Here is a 24401-nt window from a genome sequence, read left to right on the forward strand (position 1 = left end):
CCCGGGCCGGCCCAGACCCGTCATCGCACGCAGCAGGAGCAGCAGATGGACCGGCTGACGGCGATGGAAGCCTTTGTGGCGGTGGCCGAGGCGGGCTCCTTCACGCGTGCCGCGCTGCGCCTCAATATCTCGACGCCCATGGTGACCCTGCATGTCAGGCGGCTGGAGGAGCATCTGGGCGTGCGGCTGTTCAACCGCTCGACGCGCCGCGTCGACCTGACCGCCGAAGGGGGTCATTATCTGACCTATGCGCAGGCTGCGCTGGACGCCGTGGCCACCGCCGACATGGCGGTGCGGCCGGGGGCGGGCATAGCGGGGCGCGTGCGGCTGGACGCACCGGCCTCCATGGGACAGGCGTTCATCATGCCCGCTTTGGCGGAATTCCAGCAACGCCACCCGCGGCTCATTCTTGACCTGACCCTGGGCGATCGCGGAACGTTCTTCCGCGTCGACGGCTTCGATCTGGTCATCCGGGCGGGCGAGGCACCACCGACGGGATGGAAGACCGTGACGCTTGGCACGACCCGGCTGATCTGCCTGGCATCCCCCGATTATATCGCCCAGCATGGCCAACCGGCGGAAGCGGACGATCTGGCCCAGCATCGCGCCATCCTCTATGCCAGCGTGGAGACGCCGGGCGGCAATCCGCTGCAACTGCGGCAAGGCGATCGCGCCGTCCGCGTGCGGCCGCCCACCGCCTTCACCTTCAACGACGGCGCAGCGATATTGTCCGCGACGCTGGCGGGGCTGGGTGTCGGCCAGACGCTGGAGATGCTGGCCCGCGACCATATCGATGCCGGCCGCCTGATCCCTCTGCTGCCCGAAGCGAACTGGCCCCGGCTGCCCGTCGTGCTGATGGGCGCGCCGGATCGGCTCGCCCTGCCGCATGTGCAGGCTGCGCTCGCCTTCCTGACCGAGCGGATCGACTGGCACCTCGATCGCGGCTGATCCGTCAGGCCGCCAGATCGGCCCGGCCGCACAGCGCGGGCGTGCCCTTGGTGCTGATCCGGTAGAGCAGGCGGCGCTTGCCGGGTTCGTCGGAATAGTCGATCGGCGTGGCGCTGTGCAGAACCTGGAAATTGTCCCACAGGAAGATGTCGCCGGTCTCGACCTTGTAGCGCGTGACGAATTCGGGCTGGGTGCAATGGGCGCGCAATTGGTTGATCAGCGCGCGTCCCTCATCGACGTCCAGTCCTTCCGCACCGAAGGCCGATCCGGACAGATAGAGCGCCTTTCGGCCCGTGACCGGATGACGCATCACCAGCGGATGCGAAACAATGCCGTGCCGCGCCGTATTTTCCGGAATGAAGGGGATTTTCTCGCCCGGCAGGGCCGGTGATCCGCCCAGGCAATGCAATCCGGTGAGGCCGTCGATCCTGGCCTTCATGCCGTCATCCAGCGCGTCATAGGCCAGGGCGGTGCTGGCGATCAGCGTTTCACCCCCTTCATCGGGGGTTTCCGCGCCGTATAGCATGGTCACGCTGGCGGGCACCGCTTCATAGCTGCTGTCCTGATGCCAGAATTTGGCGCCGTCGCGATAGCGATCGGGCGTGGCGGCGGCATTGGTAATCCGGATCATCTCCGGAAAATCATCCTTCCTGTGCGACGGCAGGTGGAACATCAGCGGGTCGCCCCATTGATGGCCAAAGGCGACATAGTCCGCATCGGTCAGCCGTTGGCCGCGTATCGCCAATATTTGATGTTCGTGAAGGGCGGCGATCAATGCGCGCAAGCTGTCGTCACTCTGCGGGAGGGAAAGGTCGATATCTTCGACGATGGCTCCGAAGGGGCCGGGCATGGCGCTGACGATCATGGGGGAATCCTCTCAATTTCTTGGGAGGCATCATAGGCTCCGACAGAAATAAAGCAAATGCTTTAATTTGAGGTCTGGCCATCCTTTGTGGGCCAGCTACAAGCATCGTCATGGCCTCCACTTCCCGCAGCGAAACCACCCGCCGGCAGCTTTGCCTCGCGGCAGAGACATTGGTGGCGCAATCGGGGATCGGCGTGGCGACGCTGCGTGCCGTCGCGATTGCCGCCGGGCAGAAGAACACCGCCGCCGTCAGCTATCATTTCGGCAGCGTGGAGGAGTTGCTGCGCGCCGTCATCGACCTGCGGCTTCGCGATACGGAGGCGGAGCGCGCGCGGATGATCCGGGAAAGCGGACCCTCGCTGGAGGATGCGGACGCCTTCACCGCCTGGCGCTGCATGATGCGGCCCTATTTCCTCCTCGACGATGAACAGACGCCGCACGCCCATATCCGGTTCATGATGCATATGAGCGCGGCGGGTTTGCTCAGCGATCCGTTCGATGCGCGCATCCCCCGGCCCGGCGCGCCCAGCATCGCGGCCCTGCTGGAACGGCTGCACGCCGCGCTGGCCTGGCTGCCGCCGCAACTGGGCCGCGCGCGCATAGCGCTGGCGGGGGCGATGATGTGGAATGCGGTGGCGCTGTTCGACAAGCATGGCTTTGGCGAGGAGCAGCCCGCGCTGGAGATGGAGACGCTGCTCACCGATGTCGAGAAACTGGTGCGGCTGGTGTTGAGCGCGCCCGCCTGAGGGGCTGGGCGCACTCTCATTCTCCTGCATTTATAGCGTTTCGGCCGTTCCCAGCACGACCGTCGCTTCGCTCGACAACACGCCGCCATTACCATGCGCGACCGCAAGGCGGGCATCCTTGACCTGTCGTTCGCCGCATTCGCCGCGAAGCTGACGCGTGGCCTCCACCAGCAGGAACAGGCCATACATGCCCGGATGCACGCAGGACAGGCCGCCGCCATTGGTGTTGAGCGCCAGCCCGCCGCCCGGCGCGACATGGCCGCCCGAGACGAAACGGCCGCCTTCGCCCTTGGGGCAGAAGCCCAGATCCTCCAGGAACAGGATGGGCGTGATGGTGAACGCATCATAGAGCATCGCCACATCCATGTCGGCGGGCTTGACCCCGGCCTGCGCGAAGGCCTGCGGACCGGAAATCGCGGCCCCCGTCACGGTGAGGTCGGGCATGGAGCTGATTTCGCGATGGGTGACGGCATGGGCCGCGCCCAGCACATGGACCGGCGCCCTGGCGCAATCCTTCGCCCGGTCGGCACGCACCATCACCACGGCGGCCGCGCCGTCGTTGAACAGGCAGCAATCGCGCACGGTCAGCGGATCGGACACCATCCGCGCCTTCAGCACATCCTCGATGCTCAGCGGATCGCGCACTGCTGCTTCGGGGTTGAGCTGCGCCCATTGCCGCGCGGCGACCGCCACTTCGGCCAGTTGCTCGCGGGTGGTGCCGTAGAGATGCATGTGCCGGCTCGCCGCCAGCGCATAGGAGGAGAGAGGAGCGAGCGGCTTGTACGGCGCTTCCCACGGGCTCTGGCGCGTCATGCCGACGCCGGGCGGCGGGTTGCTCGCCGGGTTGGAGCCATAGGCGATCAGCGCGCAGTCGATCAGCCCGGCCTCCAGCGCCAGCGCCGCCTGCTGCACATAGACTTCGAAGGCAGAGCCGCCCGTGCGGTTGCAGTCCGTCACCCTGGGCGTGATGCCCAGATATTCGGCCAGTTCCATGCCGCCCAGCGCCTCATAGGGCGCGGAGGTGTAGAGCGCATCCACTTCCGACAGGGCAATGCCGGCATCGGCCAGCGCCAGCAGCGCGGCCTTCGCCGCCATGTCCACGGCGGACAGGCCGGGGCATTGGCCGATGCCATAGGTGGAAGCGCCCGCGATCACGGTCCGGCCGCGCGGGAAACCGTTCGTCATGCTCATGCGGGCACGAAGACGAGCAAAGGCTTGTCCCCCTCTTGAACGATGCTGGCCTTGACCGCCATGCCGATATGGATGTCGTCGACCGGAACGCCATCGACGCGGCTCATGAGGCGCGGTCCTTCGGCCAGATCGACCAGAACCACATTATAGCTGTCGGCCGGGTCCTTCTTGCGCACGATGGTGACGGCATGCACCGTGGCCGCGCCGGATGCGCTCACCCATTCCAGATCCTCCGCGCCCGTGCCCGGCTCCATGACGCGGGGGTAGAAGACATGGCCGCCGGTCGACCGGCTGCGCTGGATCATGAAACGCCCCTCGGCCAGGTGCGCGCGCCATTCCGCTTCGGGCTGGAGCATCTGGGTCACTCGCCCTTGAACAGCGGCTTGCGCTTTTCGCGGAAGGCGGTCAGCCCTTCCTCATGGTCCTCGGTGCGGCTCATCAGGGGCTGGATCGCGGCCTCCAGCTCCAGATATTGCTCGAACCCGTTGTTCCAGCTCAGTTCGAACTGGCGCTTGGCCATGCCCATGGCGATGGTGGGGCCGGATGCGAAGCTCTCCGCCAGTTCCATCGCCCGGTCCATCAGCGACTCCTGGGCGACCTTCTCATAGGCGATGCCCATCGCCACGGCTTCGTCGGCACGGACGATCCGGCCCGAATAGACCAGTTCCTTGGCCTTCTGCACGCCCAGCAATTGGCGCAGGTGCCAGACAAGCCCGCCGTCGGGCGCCAACGCGATGTTGCGGAATATCGCGGCGAAGCGGGCCTGTTCGCCAGCCAGCACGATGTCGCAGGCCAGCGCGTAGGAGAAGCCGACGCCCACGCATATGCCCGGCACCGCCGCGATCGTGGGCTTCTTGAGCGAATAAATGGCCTTGGCGATGCGATTGAGCGTGTACATCCGGTCCATCGATCCGGTGACGCCGCCCTTGCCCATGCCGGTCACGTCCATGCCCGAGCAGAAATCGCCGTCTGCCCCGGTCAGGACCACGGCGCGGACATCATGGTCCATCGCAATATCCTCGAACGCGCCGTAGAGCTGGCCGCGCATGTCCTGCGTGATCGCGTTCTTGGTTTGCGGGCGATCAAGCGTCACGATCGCGACCGGACCTTGCTTTTCGACGGTAATGGTCATTGGAAGCTCCCTGCTTCGGATTCCTCTCCGCTTTGTGGATCGACGGGGCCGGGGTCAAGAATGGCGGGCGGCTTCATCAAAGACGTGATGAGGCAGGCCGCTTTATGGCAAGGGCCGCCGCCAGCCCCTATTTGCAAGGCAGCTTCTGATAGGAGATTTCTGGGCATGAAGGACGCGGCCATCGTCGCCACCGCGCGCACGCCGATCGGCAAGGCGCATCGGGGCGCGCTCAACAACATCCATGGCGCGACGCTGGCGGCGCACTCGATCCGCGCAGCCGTCGAGCGCGCCGGCATCGATCCGGCGGAGATCGAGGATGTTCTGCTGGGGTCGGCGCGGTGCGAAGGGGCGGTCGGGTCCAACATCGCGCGCCAGGCGGCGCTGCGCGCGGGCCTGCCGATCAGCGTCTGCGGCATGACGCTCGACCGCAAATGTTCCTCCGGCCTTCAGACCATCGCCATCGCGGCCCAGCGCATCCGCAGCGGCGAAGGGGGTATCCATGTGGCAGGCGGCGTGGAAACCGTCAGCCTGGTGGACCCGCATCGCAACAGCTTCCGCACCAAGGACGAATGGCTGCTGGAACATAAGCCCGAAATCTACATGGCGATGAACCTGACGGGCGACAATGTCGCGCGCCGCTATGGCATCAGCCGGGAGGCGCAGGACCGGTTTACGGTGACGAGCCAGTCGCGCACCGCGATCGCGCAGGAAAAGGGCTGGTTCGACGATGAGATCGTGCCGATCACCACGGTCAGGAATGTCGTGGACAAGGCGCTGGCCGTCACCGGTCAGGAAGAGGTCACGCTGACGAAGGACGAATGCAACCGGCCCGGCACCGACATGGAGGGGTTGGCCCGGTTGAAGCCGCTGTTCGAGGGCGGGTCCGTGACGGCGGGCAATTGCAGCCAGTTGTCGGACGGGTCGAGCGCCTGCGTCATCATGGACGCGGATGAAGCGGCGCGGCGCGGCCTGCCGATCCTGGGCCTCTACAAGGGGATGCAGGTGGCCGGATGCGAACCCGACGAAATGGGCATCGGACCGGTCTTTGCTGTTCCCCGGCTGCTGGAACGACTGGGGCTTTCCGTGTCGGACGTCGACCTGTGGGAATTGAACGAGGCCTATGCCAGCCAGGCGCTCTATTGCATCGACCGGCTGGGGATCGATCCTGAACGGGTCAATGTGGACGGCGGCGCCATTTCCATCGGCCACCCCTTCGGCATGACGGGATCGCGCATGACGGGCCATGCGCTGCTGGCCGGAAAGCGGCTGGGCGCGAAGAATGCCGTCGTCACCATGTGCATCGGCGGCGGCATGGGCGCGGCGGCGCTGTTCGAAATCGTCTGATGGACAAGCGGGCCATCAAGCCCGCTTGTCGCTTTCTTCAGTGTGTGTGGGAAGCTTCAACCGCCCTTCGACACCGGGATCAGCGCTCCGCTGATCGCCCGCGCCGCTGGAGAGGCCAGGAACCGGATCACATCGGCGATCGCGGCGGGCTGAACCCACTGGCTGAAATCCGCATCGGGCATGTCGGCGCGATTGGTCGGCGTGTCGATGATGCTGGGCAGGACCGCGTTCACGGTGATGTCCTTGCCCGCCAGTTCGGCGGCGAGGCTCTCGGTCAGCTTGTGCACCGCCATTTTCGACGCGGCATACCCCCCCATGCCCGCAGCCGCGACCACGGCGCCGCCCGCGCCGATATTGACGATGCGCCCCTGCGCCGCCTTTTCCAGTTCCGGCAGGGCCGCCTTCGTCATGTTGACGCAGGTGGTGGCGTTCATCGCGAACATGCGGTTCCACGTCGCGCTGCCGCCATCGGCCAGCGTTTCCCAGACAAAGCCGCCCGCGACATTGACCAGCACATCGATCGAGCCGAGCGCGCTCACAATGTCGGCGACCAGTTTCTGCGTCGCCGCGAAATCGGTGAGGTCGACGCCGCCGAAGTCCTGGCAGCCAGCGGGCGTTTCGGCCGGGGCGGGCGCGTAATCGATGCGCGCCACTCGGTCACCCGCAGCGGCGAAGCCGGCGGCGACGGCGCTGCCCAAGATTCCGAAAGCCCCGGTGACGACGACGGTCCGTGCGGTCATGCAATATCCTCTAGTCAGATGTGAAGGTCGGTTGGTTATATGTTTTGCCGAGGATCGGCAAATCAGCCCTGCGCTTTTCTGACCAGCGGCCTCGCATAGGATATGTCGCCCTTGTCGCGCCGGTTGGGTCCGGTGCTGAAGATACGGGCCTTCCATTCCTCCGGAATTTCCGCCGCCGTCAGCGTCGCCGTCATTTCATTGACGCAGACCCGATCGGCGATACGCCATTCGCCGTCGCGCTTTTCGAACCGGTCGACATAGCGGCCGAAGCTGAGCTGTGGCGGCGCGTCCTTATTCTCGCCCCAGAAGGTGTAATAGGTTTCGCCATGCGCGGTATCGCCGTCGATCTCGACTGTGTGGTTGCTGATCGCGTGATGATGCTTGGTCTGGAACTCCCCGTGCCAGCCGATCGCCCAGTCGACGAAATCGGCGGCATAGCCTTCGGCCACGCCATGATCGTCGAAAGCGTCGGGCCAATAGGCGGAAAGCATCAGTTCGCGGTCGTGCCGGTCGACACCGCGCGTATAGCGCAGCAGGCAGTCCTGGATGGCGGTACGGTCCTTCATCTCCTGGACGAAGGCGATGAGGTCGGGCGTGAGTTCGGTCATGGCAATCCCCTCTGCGCTATCGGTGCATGATCGGTGCATGGGGGCGGACGAGACGGTCGATCCGCTTCGCCCGCCTCCATCCGTCAGGCCGGTTCGAGGCTCTTTTCGGGCGCGATCTTCGGCGCTTCCTGGCCGCCGCGTACAAGGCGGCCGGGCAGGGCACCGGTGGAGCGGCCGTTGCGATAGGTGACCACGCCGCTCACGACCGTCGCGTCATAGCCGTCCGCGCGCTGTTGCAGGCGGCGCCCGCCCGTGGGCAGATTGTAAACGACATGCGGGGCGTAGAGATGCAGCCTTTCCATGTCGATGACGTTGAGGTCCGCCTTGTACCCCGGCTTGATCAGGCCGCGGTCGTCCAGGCCGACCGCATGGGCCGGTTCATAGGTCAGCTTGCGCACGGCATAGGGCAGGTCGATCTTCTTGTCGCCCTTGGCGTCGCGCACCCAATAGGTCAGGAAATAGGTGGTGTAGGCCGCGTCGCAGATCATGCTGTAATGGGCGCCGCCATCCCCCAGTGCGGGGAAGGTGCGGTCATTCTTCACCAGATTGCGGCCGGAGCTTTCGAACTTCTCGCCTTCCGAATTGCCCAGCGGGCGATAGAGCACTTCCCGACCGTCGCGTTGGAGCAGCGCGTCGTAGATCAGTTCCTTGGGATCGACGCCCATGGCGCGGGCGCGGGCGCCGATGCTCTCGTCGCTGCGCGGATTGTAGTTCGGCGGATTGCCGAGCACGAACATGGCGTCGAGGTCGGAGATGACATAGACGAAGAAGGCCTGCGGATCGGTCGGTTCTTCGGCGATCAGCTGCTTGCGGAACGCGGGATCGCGCATCCGCTCCACCTTCTCTTCCAGCGGCAAATGCTCGATCTGCCGGAAGCTGGGATTGAAGGAGAAGGGGTGCATCGACAGTTCGAGGCCCAGCAGCGCGCCGGTGGGACGTGGTATGATCTGGCCGCGCACTTCCAGGCCCTGATTCTTGGAGGCTTCCAGGCGTGCGACCATCTCCTGCCAGTCGCCCTCGCCCTTGGGTGTCTGCATGAAGGTGAAGGAAACCGGACGGCCCGACGTCCGCGCGATGTCGTCCAGCAGGTCCATGCGCTCGCCCGCTGTCACGTCATAGCTGGGCACCATCTGGAACACGCCCTTGCCGGCATCGCGCAGACCCTCGGCGAGCGCCAGCACTTCCTGGTCCTCGCTCTTGACCGAGGGGGCGGGGCGGCCATCGCGGAACTGGTGCGCATAGCTGCGCGAGGTGGTGACGCCCAACGCGCCTGCCTGGATCGCCTCTGCGGTGAGGCGGCGCATTTCCGCCAGATCTTCTTGCGTCGGCGGTTCCAGATTGGCGCCGCGTTCGCCCATCACATAGACGCGCAGCGGACTGTGCGGCAGCTGCGCGGCGAAATCGATGTCGCTTTCGCGCTGTTCCAGAGCATCCAGATATTCGGGGAAGCTTTCCCAGTTGAACGGCACGCCTTCGGCCATCACGACCTCGGGAATATCCTCGACGCCTTCCATCAGCTTGATCATCAGCTTGCGGTGCTCAGGGCGGGAGGGCGCGAAGCCGACGCCGCAATTGCCCATGACCACCGTCGTCACGCCATGGTCGGAGGAGGGGGCCAGCCTGTTTTCCCAGGTGATCTGCCCGTCATAATGGGTATGCACGTCGACGAAGCCCGGCGTCACGATGCGATCCGCCGCGTCGATCTCTTCCTTCGCGCTGCCCTGCACGTCGCCGACCGCGGCGATCACGCCGTCCTTGATGGCGACATCGGCAACGAACGGCTCTCCGCCGCTGCCGTCCAATATCTTTCCTCCCCGGATGATGAGATCATAATCGGGCATAGCGCGTCCTCTCCACTTGGCCTTGGGCCGGTGCGTCTGATTGAGCAGTTCGATCGCAACGCCGGCATTGGGCGGCCATTGCATCCTGTCACCCGCCGGAAGGTGACTCATGGCGAACCGCGTGCCAAGCGCCCTTCGCGCTCATCATCCGACATTTCAGATAAGCGATGCTTATCCTGCCGGGACCAGGGAGGCGGCAGCTTTTCAGTGTGCCGCTTCAGCATCATCGAGGGCACAGAGGCGAGTGCCGTGCCGGTGGTGCGTCCGGCGGAAATGGTGCCCGGAACCCACGCCCCCTTGGTTTGGACGCCGCATCGGGTTATCCGCACGGAATGAGCAGCGAAACCGTGACAGCAGGACCACAGGCAGGCAAACGCTGGCAGGGGGGGCGGCTGCCGCGTGCCGAGGTGGACCGGCGCATCGACCGCCTGCTTGACATCGCGCTGGAGGAGTTCGCGCTGACCGGGTTCGGGGGCACCAGCCTCGACCGGATGGTCGAGCGTTCGGGTGTCAGCAAGACCACCATTTACCGCCGTTTCGGCAGCAAGGAGGGGCTGTTCACCGCGCTCATCCATCGCAGCATGGAGGCGGTGCGTTCCGGCCTGTGGGCGGTGGAACTCGACCTGGAGGACCCGCTGGGTACGATCGAGCGGTTCGTCGCGACCTATACCGATGTGGCTGTCTGCCATCCGCTGGGACGAACTTTGCTCCAGATCGCCGTGGCCGAAGGGCGCGACTTCCCCCATCTGGGCGCGAAGCTGCTGGCCAATGCCTATGAGGGTTTCCGGCCGATCAGCGATTATTTCGAGCGGTTGATGGCAAAGGGTATATTGCGTCCGGGCGATCCGCAGGACGCCGCCTTCGACCTGCAGGGGCTTATCACGCAAGGCTTTCGCGTGATGGTGGATGATATTGCCTTTGTCCATCGCCCGGGGCGTTCGCGGGAGATTGCCGAACGGTTCCTGCGCGGCTGGTCCTGACACGGCCCGGCGTCCTTATGCGGCGCGGATAGATCATACCCGTGATGCATGGCGATCATTGCTGATTTCTACATGCAAAATCCTCTCTCCGCGGCAATAGCGAGGGCCATGACCTGAGGGTCGTTTTGGCCGTCGCGCCGACAATCCAGATGAGAGGGGAGCTCATGACCAGATTCAGCCTTGCCCTGCAATTGCTCGGCACTGCCGCCGCCGTCGGCTGTGCCGGCGCGGCGATCGCGCAGACCGGCGCTGCGGCGCAGATGACGCAGCCCTCCGACGACATCATCGTCACCGCACAGCGCCGCTCGGAACGGTTGCAGGATGTTCCCGTCTCCGTCACGGCGCAGAGCGCAGAACAGTTGCAAAGCGCCAACATCAGCAACGCCCGCGATCTGACGCTGGTCACGCCCGGCCTGCGCGTCGAGGCGAACGGCATCAATGCGCAGCCCGCGCTGCGCGGCGTTTCGTCCACCCTGGGGTCGTCCAACGCTGAAAACAACGTCGCCACCTATGTGGACGGCATCTATCAGCCCAACATCACCGGCGCCTTCTTCTCCTTGCCGGATGTAGAGAATGTCCAGGTACTGAAGGGGCCTCAGGGTTCCCTGTACGGCCGCAACGCGACCGGCGGCGTCATCCTCATCAACAGCAAGTCGCCCTCCTTCACGCCCCAGATGGACCTGGGATTGTCCTGGGCGCATTATGGCCGCGGCAGCGAAGGCGAACTCAATGCCCAGGCATTCGTGACCGGCCCCATCATAGGCGATGTGCTGGCCGCCAGCCTGACGCTGAGCAGCCGGGAACTGGGCAGCTATGTGCGTAACATCGCGACGGGCCGGAACACGCCGGACAACCACAATCGCTTCCTGCGCGCCAAGCTGCTGTTCCAGCCAACCGACCGGATCCGCCTGGAAGGCGCGTTCAGCTATAATCGCGAGAAGAACGCCATCGACCTGGCCTACACCAACTTCAGGGGCGCGAACGCGCTCGCCGGGCTGCCCGGCGTCGTCATCGCCAACCGGCCGTGGCAGACCTCGTCGGATATCGACAGCTATATCGATATCGACATGAAGACCTATTCCTTGAAGGCGGACTTCGAAACGGAATTGGGCACCTTCACCAGCATGACCGGCTATATCGACTATAGCACGCCCATCATGCAGGAGGCCGACTACAGCAATTTCGCGGGTGGCGTGTACGATATATTCAGCTTCTCCAAGTCCTTCTCGCAGGATGTCTATTTCACGTCCCATCCCATCGGTCCGGTTTCCTTCATCGCGGGCCTGAACTATTATCGCCGCAAGGTGGGCGACGACCCCGCGTTCATCAACATCCCGGCCTTCGGCTATATCGACAATATCTACAACCACAGCGTCAACAAGTCGCTGTCGGCCTTCTTCGAGGTGACCTGGAAGGTGACCGACCGGCTGAAGGTCATCGGCGGCGGCCGCTATACCAGGGACAAGAATAACGGCTTCGCCAACGGCTTCAACGACGTCACGCCTGAAGCCTTTCTGGGCGAGGTCAAATCGAAGAAGTTCACGCCGCGCGCCGCGATCATGTTCGACCTGACGGACAGCCTGAACCTCTATTATAATTACGCGCAGGGGTTCAAGGCGGGCCTGTTCAACACCATCGCCCGCCAAGCGACACCCGTTCGTCCCGAACTGCTGAAATCGCATGAGGTCGGCGCGAAATTCAAGTCGGGCGCCATGGCGCTCAATGTCGCGGGCTTCCATTATGACTATAAGAACCTGCAGGCGACGACCACCGTGGGCGGGGTCAGCACCTTGCAGAATGCCGGATCGGCCGAGATTTACGGCGTCGACGCCGACGCCAGCCTGCGCGCGAGCGACGATCTGACGCTGACCCTGGGCGCCGCCTGGCTGCATGCCCGATATGACAGCTTCCCCAATGCCAGCCTGGTGGAGATGGTCACGGATCGCGATTTCGACGGCACGCTGGACGGGCGGGCCGACATCAGCGGCCAGCGGATGATCCGCGCGCCCAAATTCACGCTGAACGGCCTGGTCGATTATCATCATGATTTCGACGCCGGGCGGCTCGCCCTGTCGGTGAACGGTTATTATTCGACCAAGGTGCGCATGGCGCTGGAAAGCCGGGTGTCGCAGAAGGACTATTTCATCGGCAATGCGCGTCTGGCGTTCACGCCGGCGGATACCGGTCTTACCCTGTCGCTGTTCACCCGCAACTTCACCAACGCGAAGGTGATCGGATCGACCTTCGTCAATCCTAGCGCGGATGCGATCATCTATTCGCCGCCACGCCAGATCGGCATCGGTCTGAACTATTCCTTCCGATGATGGGGTAATATCAAGGTCCGACGAGCTTGACTCATCGGACCTTGGTAAAGCCTGCGCGGCGCTTGAGTGTTTCCAAGTCGTGATGCGTCAGCATCTCAGCGACTTGGTATAAGCTTCGCCGTGAGACCGCGCGAAGCACCGGTTACGGCACGAGGCGAGAAGGGAATGGCATATGGCGACGGGCGAACGCACGCTTTTCCACGGTGGCAAGCTTTGGGACGGACGTGCTGAATCGGCGATCGATGCCGATCTTCTGGTGGAGGACGGCGTCATCCGCCAGATCGCGCCCGGTGGCCTGGACGCGGCCGGGGAAGCGCTGAAAATCGATGCCGGCGGGTGTACCATCATCCCCGGCATGGTGGAGGCGCACGGCCATCTCAGCTTTCCCATCGTCACCTACGCCTATCATATAGAGGACACGCCTCCCGAGGAGACGGTCCTTATCACGATGCACAATGCGAAGCGGCTGATCGATGCCGGCTTCACGGGCGTCATAGGAGCCGGATCGCCCAGGATACGGTCCGAAATCGTGATAAGGAACGAGATCGATGCCGGGCTGATTCCCGGACCTCGCCTCATGGCCTCCACGCCCACCCTGACCGCGACGGGCGGTCTCAACGATACCGGGCAATTGCATCAGCAACGGCTCGCCGCCGCGCTGGTGTGCGATGGGCCGGACGAAATCCGCAAGGCGATCCGCCTCTGTTATCGTGAGGGCGTGGATGTCGTGAAGCTCAACATCTCGGGCGACGATTTCTTCCCGCGCCCGGGCGGCCGGGTAACGACCATGGCGGAGGATGAGGTGGCGATGGCCTGCGCCACGGCGAACGAGCTGGGGCTTCTTGTCGCTGCTCATGCGCGGTCGGCGGAATCCGTGAAGCGGGCGGTGCGCTGCGGCGTTACCATCATCCACCATGCCGACTTCTGCGACGAGGAAGCGCTGGACATGCTGGAAGCGGCGAAGGACCGCATATTCGTGACGCCCGGCATCGGCTATTATCATGGGCTGGTCCACTATAGCGGCATGCCGGACGACATGCTGGCCGGAATGAAGGTGCGCGAGGGGATGGATGCCAATATCGCCACCCACAAGGCGCTGCGCAAACGCGGCGTGCGCATGCTGATCGGCGGCGATTATGGCCTGCCCTTCATGCCCAACGGGCTCAATGCCCAGGATGTCGCGCATCTGGTCAACTATATCGGCCTGACGCCGGTGGAAGCGTTGCGCGCGGCGACATGGCATGGCGGCCTCGCCATGGGAAAGGGGGCAGGGCTTTTGGTGGAAGGCGCTCCGGCCGACCTGCTGCTGTGCGACGGCGATCCGATGCAGGATGGCTCGGTCGTGGCCGATGCGGCGAAGCTGCGCGTCATCATGAAGGGCGGTAGCCTGCACAAGGTGCCGGAGCCGGTCCGCGCGCAGTCTGTGGGCGCGGCCTGAAATCGAGACATGAACATGCCGCCCTTCACCCTTTTCCAGATGGCCTATGTGACCGATGATATCGACGCGGCTATGCGGCAGGCGATGGCGACCTTTGGCATCGCGTCCTTTCAGGTCAATCGCGACATGGCGATCCAGACGGGGCAGGGGGTCGCGACGGCTCATTTCGCGCTCTGCTTTCTGGGCGATCTGCAAATAGAGATCATCCAGCCGACCGGCGGCGCGGATTCTGTCTACCGGCAGGGGATTGGGGGAAGCAGTGGCAGCCTGAGCTTCCATCATGCCGGAATGCTCATCACGGACGAGGCGCAATGGCATGCCACCGTGGCCGCGGTCGAACGGTCGGGTTCGCCTGTCCCCGTGCGTGGCGTTTTCGGGGACATGATGCATTATCTGTATGTCGATCAACGGGAGCAGATCGGCCATTATCTGGAATATATGTGGCGGACGGCGGCGGGTGCGGCGATCTTCGACGCGGTCCCGCGCACCTGATGTCATCCATGCCTCGCCGCACGGCGAGCTTGGCGATGATAGCGGGCAGTCGGGATCAGGAGATGGCGTTCGCCGGCAGGATCTGCACCGCTATGCTGCCCATGCGGGGCAGGCCGGTCACGGGGTCATAGCCATCCTCCACCGAAATCAGGCGTCCAGTGTTCGCGCCCAGATGGAGCGGGTCGTCCGATCCGGGATTGGCGCCGAAGCCATGGGCCATGGAGATGGTGCCCCGTCGCAAAGCGGTCTCCGCCGCGACGATGGCCTGGATTTCGCCGTGCAGGGAACGGATCGTCACGCAATCGCCCTCTGCAATGGCCAGGCTCGCAAGATCGTCGGGATGCATATGGGCCGGGTTCACGCCGTTCCCGGCCAGCCTGCCGATCCGCCGGCCGAAGCTGTTGAGGATAGTGTTGGTGCGTCGGGGCAGCAGCCGGAAAGGGTAATCCGCCTCGATGGCGCGATTATCCTCGGCCCATAGCTGCGCCAGTTCCTCCAGCATCGGCGGGGCGGCGAGTTCGAGGCGGTCGTCATTTCCCGCGGCGCGGGGCAGCACGCGTTGGTCGCTTTCGAAGATATGGCCGTCGGGATATTGCTTCACTCGATCCAGCGGAATGCGCGAGCCCTTGCATGACAGTTCGATCAATTCGTCGGTCGTCGGTTTCCGCCCGGCGGGATCGAGCGTGAAGGTCATTGGCGGAGCCTCCGCCTGCGGACCGTTGCCATAGCGGATGGTGGCGTCGATCCGCGATCCCATGCGCTGCGCCAGTCCCCAGAAGAATTCCCAATCCTCCATCACGTCGCTGCCGGTGGGCGGTTCCACCAGTGCCGGCGTGTAGGCGGCATAGGGGCTGGGGAAGCCGCGGGTCGTGCCGTAATATTTGACGCTTTCGGGCATATAGGTCGTCATCGGCGTTTCCAGCGTCAGCCGGGGCGCGATAACATAATCGGAAAGCTCGGCCGTGGCGGTCATCTCCGTATCCATGGTAACGAGCAGATCGAGCGTTTTCAGTGCGGCAAAGGCGCGCTTCTGGTCCGGCCAAGCCATCATCGGATTGCCCCCAGCCACGATCAGCGCCTTCACTTGTCCAGCGCCGGGCAGCAATATCTCGTCAGCCAGCGCGGCCGCCGACAGGCCGCTGGCGCAGCCGCCCAGCCCCCGGACGCGCAGGCGCGGTTCGAAGCCCCATGCCTGGAAGGGCGGCCAAGGCTGGGCGCGCGCCTCATAGCCGGGCAGCAGCACGTTGGGTTTGGCGAGCAGTTCGCCGGCCCGCGCCCAATGGCCGCAAATGCTGGCGAGGCAGAGGGCCAGATATTCGGTCAGCGTCGAATGGGTGGCGAAGCTGGGACCGGTGCCGCAACTCACTCCCGCATTGCCCGCGCCGGCGAAGATGCGCGCCGCCGCCAGCAGGTCGTCTTCCGCAATATCCGCCCGTCGGGCGACATATTCGGTCGTGAAAGGTTCCACCGCATCTCTCAGCGCCGCCACGCCCTGCGTATTCGCTGCAACGAAGTCGCTGTCATCGAGCCCTTCGGACAAGATGATGCGGATCATCCCGGCCAGGATGGCGGCATCCTCGCCCGGCCGTGCCTGCATATGGATATGGGCGCGCTTCGCCGTCTCCGTGACGCGGGGATCGATGACGATCAGCTTCGCCCGCGCTTTTTCCATGTCCTTGAGCACGCGGCCGGGATTTTGCCCCGGAAAGCCGGGAGATTTGCTGATCACCGGATTGATGCCGACCAGCAGCCAGGCGTCCGCCGTGTCGAAATGCGGCTGGCCCGCCTGCCACATGCCATGATGGGCCAGCGCGATCAGGATGCCGGGCTTGTCGATCGATCCTGCGGTGAAGAACATCGATGATCCGATGCCGTTCAGCCAGCCTGCCGCGATGGCGGTGGAGGCGACGAAAGGAACCAGCCCCATGCCGACATATAAGGCGACCGAGCGGGCCCCATGTTCCGCGATGATCGCCCTCAGCCTGTCGGCAACCTCATCCATGGCGCGTTCGGACGGGATCGTGCCGAAGCCGTCCGGTCCACGTTTCAGGCTGTGGAGCAGCCGTTGTTCGCCATAATGCTGTTCGGGCAGGGCGCGACCCTTCGGGCAGCTATAGCCGCCATAGAGCGGCGCGCGCGGATTGCCGGTGACCTTGGTCGCACGGCCGTTTTCGACCGTCACCTGTATCGGGCAATAGGCCGTGCACAGGCGGCAGATGCTGGGATGGACCTGGGCGTTCATGCGCCTTTTCAGTCCACCAGCCGCTTGACCTGCCGGTCCCGGTCGAGAGCCCGGTCGAGATAGCGGCCGACTTTGTAGTCACCCGCGATCGTCGTGCGGCGGGCGGTGCGCTTGCAATCGAGCGGCACGCCATTGGCGGAATGCACGATCCGCCAATTGTCCCAGACGACCATGTCGTTTTCCCGCCATTGGTGGAAATAGGCATGGGCCGGATCGCCCAGATGCGTCGCCAGTTCGGTCAGCAGCGCGTCGCTTTCCGCTTTGTCCATATCCAGCACGTAGCGAGCATGCATGGGCGAGAGTTTCAGCACCTTGCGGCCCGTTTCCCGTTGCGTGATCACCAGCGGATGGACGACCGGCGGGAAATTATAGTGCGACCCCGGCTTGACCGTCGCGCCAAAGTCGAGGCGCTCAATATCCTTGGGGAAGCCGAACTGGCCGGAGCAGAAATCGGGGTTGAATTCATAGACGACCTCCAGCCCCTCGATCCGCGCCTTCATGTCCGGCGATAGGCGGTCATAGGCCTGGATCGCGTCGATGAAGCCGGTTTCCCCCATGGCGCGGGCCGGTTCCGTCATGCGCAGCACGGCGCCGCGCACGATGGTGGGCATGAAGCTTTGATCCCAATGCCAGCCCAGCCAGCCTGCGCGGTCGATGCCGTCCACGCGATAAAAGGGGTTGGGACGGCCCGAGGGGTCCTGCGGATCATAGGCCAGCGTCATCATGAACTGATTGACGGGGTCGTTGAGATCGGCGGTGGCGGCGGGCTCCATTTCCCCGAAGATGGTGCTGAGCCGCATCTGCGCCAGGTCGTCGTTGCGCAGGTCGCGAAAGAGCAGGATGCCGGCGTCGATCCAGGCATCGTGGATCGACTTCCGCGTGGCGTCGTCGATGTCGCGGGTCAGGTCCGCGCCGACGATTTCCAGTCCGAAGGGCGCGTCGAGCGGGCGGCGTTCGATGATGGGGGCTTGGTTCAGCATGCGATCGGCTCCGGTTGCAGGATGAGGCGGCGCAGATCCTGCACCGCGCGATAGGCGTCGCGCACCGCTTCGCCGATCCGCGCGACCTGCGCGGCGTCACCGATGCGGATCATGGGGATGTCGAGACCGGCGAGCGCGTCCGGCAATTCATTGTCGGGAACCAGGCCATGGGCCAGCAGCAGGGCCGCGGCCGGTTGCTCCATCAGCGTTCCATCGCGGGAAAGCGCAACATGCTCGCCATCGACGGCGTGCAGCTTCGCGTGATCGAGGATGCGGATGGCGGGATTGGCGTGGAGCCGCTGCAACAGCGCGATACGATAGAGCACCTCGGCATTGCGGGCGAGGAATTTGGCGTCGGATCGCGTGACCAGCAGCACATGATGGCCGCTTTGGGCCAGAAACTCCGCCGTCTCCGTCCCGGTTTCGCCGCCGCCATAGATGACGATCGGCCGTTCGGGGGTGGAGGGCGGAACATCCGTTTCTCCCATCAGCACCTCATAGGCAGGCGCGGTCGGCAGATTGCCCCATTCGGCAAGGTCCAGCGGCGCCAGGCGCGATCCATTGGCGAGGATGACGACATCGGGCCGGTCGGCTTCGATGGCGTGGCGCGTCGCCTGTGTGCCGGTGCGGACCGCCACCTTGCTGCGCTCGATCCGGCCCAGCAGGAATTTATGATACCAGAACAGCTTGTCTTTTCCCGGAGGCACCGCCGAGGTGATGAGATTGCCGCCCAGACGCTCCCGCCTCTCATAGAGGGTGACGGCAAAGCCCACCTGGTCGAGCAGCAGCGCCGCAGCCATGCCCCCCGGTCCCGCGCCGACCACGACGGCCTTGCGGCCATCGGCGAAGCGGTCCAGTTCCGCTTCCGTCTCCTTGCCGCATCGGGGGTTTTCCGCGCAGGCGACCGACCGGCTCTGCGCCAGTTCGCGGATGCACCAGTTGCAGGAGGTGCAGGGGCGGATGTCGTCGGCCATGCCGCGCTGCGCCTTGATCGGCCACATCGGGTCGGCCAGCAGCGCCCGGCCCAGCGACACGATGTCGGTGTCGCCGTCGATCACCGCCTGTTCGCATTTGTCGGGCCAGCGCATCACGCCCGCGGTGATGACGGGCTTGCCGGTCGCTGCCCGGATGCGGCGGGCATAGGGGAGGCGATCGCCCTCCTCCACGGACATCGGCTCCAGGATGAGGTGCGCGCTTTCCAGAAAGCCCCAACTGATGTCGATCGCGTCCACGCCTGCCTGACACAGTCGAGGCGCGATCGTCTCGCTATCCTCTATGGTGATGCCGCCCTCGACCCCGTCGACCACGGACATGCGGTACAGGAGCGGCTTGTCCCCTATCTGGGCTTTGACAGCCTTGATGACTTCGGTGGGGAAGCGCAGCCGCCGTTCGAAATCGCCGCCCCATTCATCGGTGCGATGGTTCATCAGCGGGGACAGGAACTGCTGGATCAGATAGCCGTGCGCGCCGTGCAGCATCACTCCGTCATAGCCCGCCAGCATGGCGAGCCGCGCCGTGTTGGCGTAGCGGGCGATGATATGGCGTATCTCCGCATCCTCCAGCGGGCGGGGCACGGCGTTCATGTAGATGCTGTTCAGCGGGATCGGGCTGGAGGAGACCGGCTGGCGGCCGATCACGCTTTCCTTGGTCTGTCGGCCGGCGTGGGAAATCTGGATGACCGCCTTCGCTCCGGCGGCGTGGATGGCGGCGACCAGCCGCGCATGTCCGGCCTTGAACCGGTCATTGTCCAGGCGCAGTTGCGGGACATTGGAACTGAAGCCGGTTTCCGCGTCGACGCAGGTGAATTCTGTGATGATAAGGCCCGCGCCGCCGCGCGCGCGTTCGCGATAATAGGCGATGATCGCATCGTTCACGCCGCCGTCGGGTTCGCCCAGATGGGTCTCCATCGGCGCCATGGCGACACGGTTCTTGAGCGTCAGATTGCCGATTCGGAACGGCTCGAACAGGCGCGGATAGGCCATGCATCCTCTCAGCTTGTTTTTGGAACTTGCGCCTTTCTAGCATTGCGCTTTGGCCGGATAATCATCACAATTTGATATGCATTATACGGTGATATGAGATAGTAATGGATCGGCTGACGGGCTTTGAAGTTTTCGTGGCGATCGTGGATTCGGGCAGCTTCAACCGCGCCGCCGAGCGGCTGGCACTTTCGCCCACCATGGTTTCGACCCATCTGGCCAGGCTGGAAGATCGGCTGGGGACGCGGTTGATCCACCGGACGACCCGGCGCTTCGCCCTGACGCCCCAGGGGCATGTGTTTCTGGAAGAAGCGCGGGCCATATTGGAAGCGGTGGAGCAGGCCGAGGGCCGGATGCGGATGAGCGACATGGGGCCTTCCGGCCGCGTCGCGCTGGACGCGCCGGGCGCGATTGGATTGCGTTTCGTCGTGCCGGCGCTGCCGCAACTGCGGGCTGTGCATCCCCGCATCATGCTGGACCTCAGCGTCGGGGACCGGAGCATGATGTTCCGGCCTGAGGGGTTCGACATGCTGATTCGCGTGGGCGTCCCGGCGGAAAGGAGGGGGGACGTCATCAATCTGGGCCGGACCCGGTTCGTGCAGGTCGCGTCGCCCGATTATCTGGCCCGGCGGGGCGAGCCGGCTACGCCTGACGATCTGCACGATCATGACTGCGTGCTTTATGCGACGGTCGACCGGCCGGTCGGCCAATGGCGCTTCGTACGGGGGAAGGAGCGGCGATCATTGCGTCCCGCCAGTGTCGCTACCTTCAATCATGGTGATGCCATCGCGGCGGCCGCCGTCGCCGGAGTGGGCATAGCGCAGACGCTGGAGATGCTGGTCGCGCCCGAACTGGCGTCGGGTCGTTTGCAACCAGTGCTGGCGGAGTGGAACCGGGAGAGCGTGGATGTTCAGCTTTTCATTCCGCAGGACCGGACCAAGCGTCAGGCCGTCCGCGCCGTGGCGGATTTCCTGCAAAGCCGGGTCGACTGGGCGTGTCCTTCCTAAGCGTGCCGTCGTCGCAGGGCCGCGACGATCAGGTCGATGAGCAGCAGCGCCTGGATCGATAAGGTGCGCCGGGCGAGCGAAGCGACCACCAGTTCCAGCGGTTGCGCGACAGGCAGGCCGTGCACCAGCGCGTATCGATCGTCCGCCAGGGCTTCGGCCGTGATCCAGATGGCGTCGCTGGCGAGCGTGACCGATCCTGCAATCTCGAAATTGTCGCAACTGATGGTGGGTTGATAGGCTGGGCCGCCGCCAGTCCCGCCGATGATGGGAAAGGCGGTGATGTCCTCTTCGCTCACCGTTCGGCCGGCGAGGGGATGATCGCGGCGCACCAGCGCGCCGAGCCGGGTCTGGCCGAGGCGCCGGAAGCTGAGGTCGGGCTGGTCTTCGACCAAGACATGCGCCAGCACCGCGAAATCCAGCTCGCCCTCCCGCAGCCGTGTCAACAATTCGCCTGCATGGCCCAATGTCGTCCGCACCCGCAGCGCGGCATGATCCCGCGCCGCATGGGACAGCATGACTTCCAGCGCCAGCGCGGCGGCGAGCGGGCCGAAGCCGCAGCGCACTTCCCCCGCTCCCCGATCGGAGAGCAGGGCCATATTGCGTTCGAGCATCTCCATCTGCCGGAGCAGCGGCACCGCGTCGACCAACAGTGCTTCGCCGGCACGCGTGGGATATACGCCGTCGCGCCCGCGATCGAACAGGCGCAGGCCCAGTTCCGCCTCGGTTGCCTGGATGCTGCGCGTCAAAGCCGATTGCGTCAGGCCAAGCCGGTCCGCGGCGAGGCCAAAGTGCCGTTCCTGCCCCAAGGTGACGATATGGCGAAGTTTACGGATGTCCATGCATCATACTCATCGAAATCACACTATCAATGAATTGGATGCTTTTCCAGCGCCAGCCTAAAATGGCCGAAAGAGGAGAGGAACAATGTCCTATTATGGTCCGGTGCTCGCCGTCACGGCGGTCATCCTGCTGACGGAAATCCTGATGGGCCGACATCGCGGTATCTATCGCCGCGACGACATATTGGTGATCGGCTTGTGTGCCCTGCTCAATCCATTGGTCACGCGTGCATTGGCGGGATTGCTGATCGCGGGCGCGGCGGCGCTGCTGCTGCCGCAGGGGAAGGGCGCGCTGGCCCATCTTCCGCTATTGCCCTCCTATATCGGGCTGTTCCTGCTGGTGGAGTTCGCCTTCTACTGGGGGCATAGATGGGCGCATGAAGGGCAGCGCCGTCCGGCGCTGCGCTGGCTCTGGAAGATACACCGGACCCATCATGCGGGCCGGTACATGAACGTGCTGGTGACACAGCGCATCAATCTCTTCTGGTCCTTCGTCGTGCCGACCGCCTGGATCACCGGCTTCGCCGTCTATCTGGGGCAGGGGATGGCGGCGGGGCTGGTGGTGCTCACCATCTTCTGCTGGAACCTCATCACCCACAGTCATTTCCGCTGGGACGACGCCATCAGGCGCCACCCGCGCCTGGGGCGCGCCTTTCGCGGGATCGAACATCTGCTGATCAGCCCCGGCATGCATCATAGCCATCATGGTTATGGCAAGGATGGAGCCTCCTATCGCAACTATGCCGTGACTTTCGCCTTTCTCGACTGGATGTTCGGGACGCTGCACATTCCGGAGGGGCGCCCCTGGCGCTACGGCGTGCCGGGCGCGCAGCCGCATTGGGCGGAGGAGATATTCTATCCGCTGGTGCGCATCCCCGCCTCGGTACAGGAGGGCGGGAAAGCGCATCCGGCCGATGCGGAGGAGAAGGCGGTGGCATAGAAGCCGACCTGTTTTGGGAGTCACAAAGTCGGCAAGCTTGACGAAACTAATTTACTGAGTGCATCATATCTCCTGTAAATAGCCGAATATCATAGATATTCAGAACGATCGTTCTAAGATTGATAGGTCTGGAGCAGATGACGCCCCGGCCTGCATGGGAGAGGATGCGATGCCACTCGAAACCGGCGATTATTTCCTGTCGGCCACCAATCCGGTCGCGAATGTCGATCAGCGCGATCTCGAAAGGTTGGCAATGCGGCTGTTCGAGCGGCCGGATGTCAAGGCTGCGCGCGCCCGCGCCGAAATCATGTGGCGGCGGGTGGCCGACAGACTCATGCCCGCCGATCAGATGGCGCTGTTCGATGATCATGTGTCCGACTATTGCTTCAAATGCACGCTCGTCGCGGCCAACACGGATGCCAATCATCCGCGTGTCCTGCGGGTATATAGCGAGGGCACCCGATGGTTCGGACACAAGGTCCCCGGCGCCAAATGGGGGGGAGACAATCCCAACAACGCCTATCGCATCATTCCTGTCGCGGCAGGTGGGCGCTATGAAGTGACGGGGCAGCGGCAGGTCGAGCCGTCGACTTACGTGACGTTCCAATTGGTCGGTAACAGCACCACCTCGGCAACGCTGGCCTCGCTTGAACAACTCGACATGGAAATAGGGGGCGATGGCCGCTATACGCTGACGCTGGACGACATGCCGTCGGAGGGGCGGCGGAACCATCTTCAGATACCGCAAGGGACGCTCTATCTCTTCATCCGCGATTCCATGGGCGACTGGGGACGACAGCAGCCCGACGCGCTGCGCGTACGCCGGTTGGATCCGCCGTCGCGCACGCCGCTGACGGACGATGAACTGGCCGCCACTGCCATTCGCAACATCCTGTCCGACGTCTTCTACGCCTATTATGCCCAACGCCTCTTCTTCAACGGCCCGCAAATGATGACCATGCCGGAAGGGGCCGGATCGGTGGGTGGACTGGTTACCCAGCAGGGCAGTCTGGGTCATTTCACGCTGCGGGAGGACGAGGCGGTGATCATCACCGCCAACGCGGCGGGCGCGACCTATCGCGATATCGTGTTGCACGACCTGTGGCTGCGCAGCCTGCCCAATCGCGACAACCAGATCAGCCTGACCAATGCGCAGATGGCGCCGGACGCGGATGGCCGCTTCACCTATGTCCTGTCCATAGCGGACCCCGGCGTGCATAACTGGCTCGATCCATGCGGCCTGCATGATGTGTTGATCCTGCATCGCTGGCAGGGATTCCCTGACCCGGATGCGGGGCCGCCGACGATCGAAAGCCGCAAGGTGGCGTTCGCGGAACTAGGGGGTGCTTTGCCGCCCGGTATTGCAAGGATAACGCCTGAACAGCGTCGCGCGCAGATCGCACGCCGCCAGGCCGAATATGATCGCCGCTTCGCGGTGGATTGAACAGTCAATTCCCGGCGCCCGCGTACCAGCCTCCCCAGCGCAGATCCAGCCCGGCATTCTCTGCCGGGGAGGCGGCCTGCTGACAGAACGCATCCTCTCGTCGCGTCTCTCACCGCTCGCAATGACCGGCATGACCCGCGATCGGGAAATCCGCATCACCGACGATGACAGATGCGGCGGGAAAGATCACATATACGATCAATGCCCGCGCCCTTGCATGCAATATGCGTGAAGATTAGCTTGATATTGGATCTGGTGCAGGAGTGCCAGACCGCGGACCGGGGGCTTAAGCCACCGAACATCGAGACCGGCGAGAACGGC

Annotated in this window: 21 protein-coding genes; 10 read left to right on the forward strand and 11 right to left on the reverse strand. The window is 64.3% G+C overall.

Annotated elements, in window-relative coordinates; all coding sequences use genetic code 11:
* The first annotated feature begins 45 nt into the window (after window positions 1-45).
* On the forward strand, window positions 46-948 hold the full coding sequence (locus tag CAF53_RS17875; RefSeq protein ID WP_046763894.1) for a LysR family transcriptional regulator: 903 nt from the start codon (window positions 46-48) through the stop codon (window positions 946-948).
* A 4-nt stretch (window positions 949-952) separates the two neighbouring features.
* On the opposite strand, the gene CAF53_RS17880 is transcribed toward CAF53_RS17875, so the two are convergent.
* Window positions 953-1813, reverse strand: a complete 861-nt coding sequence (locus CAF53_RS17880) for a TauD/TfdA family dioxygenase (RefSeq protein WP_046763895.1) — start codon at window positions 1811-1813, stop codon at window positions 953-955.
* Between the two features lie 110 nt (window positions 1814-1923).
* On the opposite strand from CAF53_RS17880, the gene CAF53_RS17885 reads away from it, so the two are divergent.
* Complete coding sequence (locus tag CAF53_RS17885; protein WP_100239066.1) at window positions 1924-2559, forward strand: TetR/AcrR family transcriptional regulator; 636 nt, start codon at window positions 1924-1926, stop codon at window positions 2557-2559.
* Window positions 2560-2589: 30 nt separating this feature from the next.
* Here the strand turns inward: CAF53_RS17885 and CAF53_RS17890 are convergent, their stop codons facing one another.
* The 3 genes from CAF53_RS17890 to CAF53_RS17900 are packed head-to-tail and all read right to left on the reverse strand — an operon-like array spanning window position 2590 to window position 4882.
* Window positions 2590-3750 (reverse strand): thiolase, encoded by a 1161-nt coding sequence (locus tag CAF53_RS17890; protein WP_100239067.1) that lies wholly within the window; start codon window positions 3748-3750, stop codon window positions 2590-2592.
* Window positions 3747-4106, reverse strand: a complete 360-nt coding sequence (locus CAF53_RS17895) for an OB-fold domain-containing protein (protein WP_046763898.1) — start codon at window positions 4104-4106, stop codon at window positions 3747-3749. The genes CAF53_RS17890 and CAF53_RS17895 overlap by 4 nt, the downstream gene beginning before the upstream one ends.
* A gap of 5 nt (window positions 4107-4111) precedes the next feature.
* A complete protein-coding gene (locus CAF53_RS17900; RefSeq protein ID WP_100239068.1) occupies window positions 4112-4882 on the reverse strand; it encodes an enoyl-CoA hydratase/isomerase family protein in 771 nt (256 codons plus the stop codon).
* 165 nt (window positions 4883-5047) lie between these two features.
* Here CAF53_RS17900 and CAF53_RS17905 point away from each other — a divergent pair, with 165 nt between their 5' ends.
* Window positions 5048-6226, forward strand: coding sequence for an acetyl-CoA C-acyltransferase (locus CAF53_RS17905; RefSeq protein ID WP_100239069.1), 1179 nt, complete (start codon window positions 5048-5050; stop codon window positions 6224-6226).
* 56 nt (window positions 6227-6282) lie between these two features.
* On the opposite strand, the gene CAF53_RS17910 is transcribed toward CAF53_RS17905, so the two are convergent.
* The 3 genes from CAF53_RS17910 to CAF53_RS17920 form a co-directional block, all read right to left on the reverse strand.
* Window positions 6283-6966, reverse strand: coding sequence for an SDR family NAD(P)-dependent oxidoreductase (locus CAF53_RS17910; RefSeq protein ID WP_046763901.1), 684 nt, complete (start codon window positions 6964-6966; stop codon window positions 6283-6285).
* A 62-nt stretch (window positions 6967-7028) separates the two neighbouring features.
* On the reverse strand, window positions 7029-7574 hold the full coding sequence (locus CAF53_RS17915) for a nuclear transport factor 2 family protein (RefSeq protein ID WP_046763902.1): 546 nt from the start codon (window positions 7572-7574) through the stop codon (window positions 7029-7031).
* Window positions 7575-7657: 83 nt separating this feature from the next.
* Window positions 7658-9415, reverse strand: coding sequence for an amidohydrolase family protein (locus CAF53_RS17920; protein WP_046764113.1), 1758 nt, complete (start codon window positions 9413-9415; stop codon window positions 7658-7660).
* Between the two features lie 332 nt (window positions 9416-9747).
* On the opposite strand from CAF53_RS17920, the gene CAF53_RS17925 reads away from it, so the two are divergent.
* The 4 genes from CAF53_RS17925 (at window position 9748) to CAF53_RS17940 (ending at window position 14649) form a co-directional block, all read left to right on the forward strand.
* Window positions 9748-10395, forward strand: coding sequence for a TetR/AcrR family transcriptional regulator (locus CAF53_RS17925; RefSeq protein ID WP_157801289.1), 648 nt, complete (start codon window positions 9748-9750; stop codon window positions 10393-10395).
* A 164-nt stretch (window positions 10396-10559) separates the two neighbouring features.
* On the forward strand, window positions 10560-12719 hold the full coding sequence (locus tag CAF53_RS17930) for a TonB-dependent receptor (protein WP_046763903.1): 2160 nt from the start codon (window positions 10560-10562) through the stop codon (window positions 12717-12719).
* Window positions 12720-12891: 172 nt separating this feature from the next.
* Entirely contained in the window at window positions 12892-14157 is a 1266-nt protein-coding gene (locus CAF53_RS17935; protein ID WP_100239070.1) for an amidohydrolase family protein, read from the forward strand.
* A gap of 9 nt (window positions 14158-14166) precedes the next feature.
* A complete protein-coding gene (locus tag CAF53_RS17940; protein WP_242443509.1) occupies window positions 14167-14649 on the forward strand; it encodes a VOC family protein in 483 nt (160 codons plus the stop codon).
* 55 nt (window positions 14650-14704) lie between these two features.
* Here the strand turns inward: CAF53_RS17940 and CAF53_RS17945 are convergent, their stop codons facing one another.
* Genes CAF53_RS17945 through CAF53_RS17955 form a run of 3 tightly spaced genes read right to left on the reverse strand, consistent with a single transcriptional unit; the run spans window position 14705 to window position 19853 of the window.
* Window positions 14705-16891 (reverse strand): molybdopterin-dependent oxidoreductase, encoded by a 2187-nt coding sequence (locus CAF53_RS17945; RefSeq protein ID WP_100239071.1) that lies wholly within the window; start codon window positions 16889-16891, stop codon window positions 14705-14707.
* A gap of 8 nt (window positions 16892-16899) precedes the next feature.
* The gene (locus CAF53_RS17950) at window positions 16900-17871 is read right to left on the reverse strand and encodes a TauD/TfdA family dioxygenase (protein ID WP_100239072.1); all 972 of its coding nucleotides are present in this window, start codon (window positions 17869-17871) and stop codon (window positions 16900-16902) included.
* Window positions 17865-19853 carry an NADH:flavin oxidoreductase gene (locus CAF53_RS17955; RefSeq protein WP_100239073.1) on the reverse strand — a complete coding sequence of 663 codons (1989 nt, stop codon included), beginning with the start codon at window positions 19851-19853 and terminating at the stop codon, window positions 17865-17867. Before CAF53_RS17955 ends, CAF53_RS17950 begins: the two co-directional genes overlap by 7 nt.
* Before the next feature lie 104 nt (window positions 19854-19957).
* On the opposite strand from CAF53_RS17955, the gene CAF53_RS17960 reads away from it, so the two are divergent.
* On the forward strand, window positions 19958-20857 hold the full coding sequence (locus CAF53_RS17960) for a LysR family transcriptional regulator (protein WP_242443510.1): 900 nt from the start codon (window positions 19958-19960) through the stop codon (window positions 20855-20857).
* Here the strand turns inward: CAF53_RS17960 and CAF53_RS17965 are convergent.
* A complete protein-coding gene (locus CAF53_RS17965) occupies window positions 20854-21696 on the reverse strand; it encodes a LysR family transcriptional regulator (RefSeq protein WP_100239075.1) in 843 nt (280 codons plus the stop codon). The genes CAF53_RS17960 and CAF53_RS17965 overlap by 4 nt on opposite strands.
* An 85-nt stretch (window positions 21697-21781) precedes the next feature.
* Here CAF53_RS17965 and CAF53_RS17970 point away from each other — a divergent pair, with 85 nt between their 5' ends.
* A complete protein-coding gene (locus CAF53_RS17970; protein ID WP_046763909.1) occupies window positions 21782-22636 on the forward strand; it encodes a sterol desaturase family protein in 855 nt (284 codons plus the stop codon).
* Between the two features lie 169 nt (window positions 22637-22805).
* Window positions 22806-24080 carry a hypothetical protein gene (locus CAF53_RS17975; RefSeq protein ID WP_157801290.1) on the forward strand — a complete coding sequence of 425 codons (1275 nt, stop codon included), beginning with the start codon at window positions 22806-22808 and terminating at the stop codon, window positions 24078-24080.
* The last annotated feature ends 321 nt before the right edge of the window (window positions 24081-24401 follow it).

The sequence above is a fragment of the Sphingobium sp. LB126 genome, assembly GCF_002795205.1.
GTDB lineage: Bacteria > Pseudomonadota > Alphaproteobacteria > Sphingomonadales > Sphingomonadaceae > Sphingobium > Sphingobium chungbukense.